This window comes from Salipiger sp. (genome assembly GCF_059781815.1).
Genome location: NZ_JBYNAH010000279.1, coordinates 3,143 through 5,913, shown reverse-complemented (window position 1 = coordinate 5,913; position 2,771 = coordinate 3,143). Strand labels below are relative to the sequence as shown.

Sequence of the window (2,771 nt, the reverse complement as noted above, 5' to 3'; positions counted from 1 at the left end):
TCTGGACTTCCTCGCGGGTCCGGTACTTGGCCGGGTCCGACATCGAGTGGCCGCGGTAGCGGTAGGTCTTGATCTCGAGGATGTAGGGGCCCTTGCCGGCGCGGCAGTGTTCGACCGCCTTCTCGCCCGCCGCCTTGACCGCCAGCACGTCCATGCCGTCGACCAGCTCGCCGGGGATGCCGAAGGGCGCGCCGCGGGTGTAGATGTCCTCGCCCGAGGTCGAGCGCTTCTGCGCCGTGCCCATGGCGTACTGGTTGTTTTCGATGACGAAGACCACCGGGAGCTTCCAGATCGAGGCCATGTTGAAGGTCTCGTAGACCTGGCCCTGGTTGGCGGCGCCATCCCCGAAATAGGTGAAGGTCACGCGGCCGTTCTCGAGGTAGTTGTCGGCGAAAGCGAGGCCGGCGCCGAGCGGCACCTGCGCGCCGACGATGCCGTGACCGCCGTAGAAGTGCTTCTCGCGGCTGAACATGTGCATCGAGCCGCCCTTGCCCTTCGAGTAGCCGCCCTCGCGGCCGGTGAGCTCGGCCATGACGCCGTTGGGGTCCATGCCGCAGGCCAGCATGTGGCCATGGTCGCGGTAGGAGGTGACGCGCTTGTCGCCCTCTTCCGCCGCGGCCTCGAGGCCGACGACAACGGCTTCCTGGCCGATGTAAAGGTGACAGAACCCGCCGATGAGACCCATACCGTAGAGCTGACCCGCCTTCTCTTCGAAGCGGCGGATGAGCAGCATGTCACGGTAGTATTGCTTGAGCTCCTCGGGCGAGACGTTCGGCTTGGCAGCAGATTTCCGGGCGGCCATGCGATTCCTCCCCAACTAGTTTAGTGTTAAACTTTCGTGCAGCCTACCCAGAGGAGGCGCAAGTGTCAAAGCCCGCTTCCGCCGCGGCAGAGAAAAAATCCGGCGGGCGGGCAGGGGCATGAGGCTGGGGCAGTGGCGCCGTGGGGCAAGGGGCGGCTTGTCGCGGGGCGCGTGATCGTGCTAATTCCCGAAAGTGAGAAAATTTCCCGGATTCGTGACGTGGCCGATGCCCTTACAACCCGCCTGTCGCAGCGCCTCGCCGCGCTGCGCGCCGAGCGCAGCCTGACGCTGGAGGCGCTGGCGGCGCAAAGCGGGCTCAGCCGCGCGGCGCTGTCGCGCATGGAAAAGGCCGAGACCAGCCCGACGGCGGAGCAGCTGGGCAAGCTCTGCGCCGCCTACGGGCTGACCATGTCGCGGCTGCTGTCGATGGTCGAGGAGGGCTTCCCGCCCTGCCTGCGCCACGACGCGCAGCCGGTCTGGCAGGATCGCGGCTTCACCCGGCGCGTCGTCTCCCCGGGCAGCGCGGCGCTGGCGGGAGAGGTGCTCGACTGCACGCTCGCGCCCGACACCGACATCTCCTACCACCGCCCGCCGGTGGCCGATCTCGAGCACCACCTGGTGCTGCTCTCGGGCCGGCTCGCGGTGACGCTCGACGCGCAGCGCCACGATCTCGCCCCCGGCGATGCGCTGCGCTACCGCCTCTCCGGCGCCTCCCGCTTCCAGACCCCGCCGCGAGAGGGCGCCCGCTACATGCTGTTCCTGGTGACCCCGTGAGCCTGACATGACCCTGACCATCCGTCCCCTGTCGCCCGTCGAGGCGGCACACCACCTGCCCCAGCTTGCCCGCCTCCTGCAGGCCTGCGTCGAAGACGGGGCCAGCGTCGGCTTCGTCATGCCCTTCGAACGCGCCGAGGCCCGCCGCTTCTGGCAGACTTCCGTGCTGCCCGCGCTGCCAGATGGCGGCCGGATCCTCTGGGCCGCCTTCGAAGGCGAGCGCCTCGTCGGCACGGTGCAGCTGGTGCTCGACATGATGCCGAACCAGGCCCACCGCGCCGAGGTGGCCAAGATGCTGGTCGATCCGGCCTTCCGCCGCCGCGGCATCGCGCGTGCCCTGATGCAGGCGCTGCTCGCCCACGCCGCTGCCGAAGGCCGCGACCTCGTCACCCTCGACACCCGCAGCGGCGATCCCTCGCAGGCGCTCTACGCCAGCTGCGGCTTTAAGGTGGCGGGCGAGATCCCCGGCTTCGCCCTGGCCCCCGAAGGCACCCCGCGCCGAGACCCGACCACCTACATGTACCGCCAGAGCTGACTGGCGCAGACAACTTGGCCATGTCGCGCCCGGCTCTGCCGAAGGGGCAGGGCGGGGGCGCTGCCCCCATCCGCGCGGGGCGCGGATTCCCCCGGGATATTTCCGGCCAGAAGAAGCCCGGGGGATCGCCCCTGTTTTCTCTTCGTCAAAAATACTCCCGCCGGAGGCGTGCCGACCGTCTCCACCGGCTGTGTATCGCGGCAAGCGCGTCACGCCAGCCACGGTCCCGAGGCTGGCGCCCTGGGGCGACGGCCGAGACGGCCCTTGCGGCGGGACGCCGCGCCGCTTAATTCGGTGCAACGCCACAGGCTCCGACATTCGTCCGAAAATTCGCAGCCCGCCCCGAATCTCCTGTCGCCAGCTCCGCGCACCATGCCTATAAGGCCGCGACACACGAGGATTCTGGGAGATCACCATGAGCGGAGAGCTTTCGCCCATCGACAAGGCCAAGTTCGTGGCGGCCAAACGTGCCGCGGAGTACGTCCAGAGCGGCATGCGCGTCGGGCTCGGCACCGGCTCCACCGCCGCCTGGCTGGTGCGCTGCCTCGGCGAGAAGGTGCGCGAGGAGGGGCTGCGCTTCCGCGGCGTGCCGGTGCCCGCGCGCAACGGCCTGCTCGCCCGGGCGGGGGGGAGGGGGGGGGGGTGGCGCGGAGTGGGCGG

General features: G+C 69.6%; 3 protein-coding genes and 1 pseudogene. 3 read left to right on the top strand and 1 reads right to left on the bottom strand.

Annotated features, from left to right (window positions below; all coding sequences use genetic code 11):
* Positions 1–802 (bottom strand): pyruvate dehydrogenase (acetyl-transferring) E1 component subunit alpha (gene pdhA / locus AC6RA4_RS22685; RefSeq protein ID WP_500164167.1); only part of this gene is annotated, 802 nt, incomplete at its 3' end.
* 219 nt (positions 803–1,021) lie between these two features.
* Here pdhA and AC6RA4_RS22680 point away from each other — a divergent pair.
* The 3 genes and pseudogenes from AC6RA4_RS22680 to AC6RA4_RS22670 form a co-directional block, all read left to right on the top strand.
* The gene (locus AC6RA4_RS22680) at positions 1,022–1,576 is read left to right on the top strand and encodes a helix-turn-helix domain-containing protein (protein ID WP_500164165.1); all 555 of its coding nucleotides are present in this window, start codon (positions 1,022–1,024) and stop codon (positions 1,574–1,576) included.
* A 7-nt stretch (positions 1,577–1,583) separates the two neighbouring features.
* Complete coding sequence (locus tag AC6RA4_RS22675; protein ID WP_500164163.1) at positions 1,584–2,111, top strand: GNAT family N-acetyltransferase; 528 nt, start codon at positions 1,584–1,586, stop codon at positions 2,109–2,111.
* Between the two features lie 415 nt (positions 2,112–2,526).
* Positions 2,527–2,771: pseudogene (locus AC6RA4_RS22670) on the top strand (hypothetical protein); the annotation flags it as partial.

Excerpts from the sequence above, each read along its gene's own strand:
- AC6RA4_RS22675 (WP_500164163.1), top strand. The coding sequence starts at position 1,584 with ATGACCCTGACCATCCGTCCCCTGTCGCCCGTCGAGGCGGCACACCAC.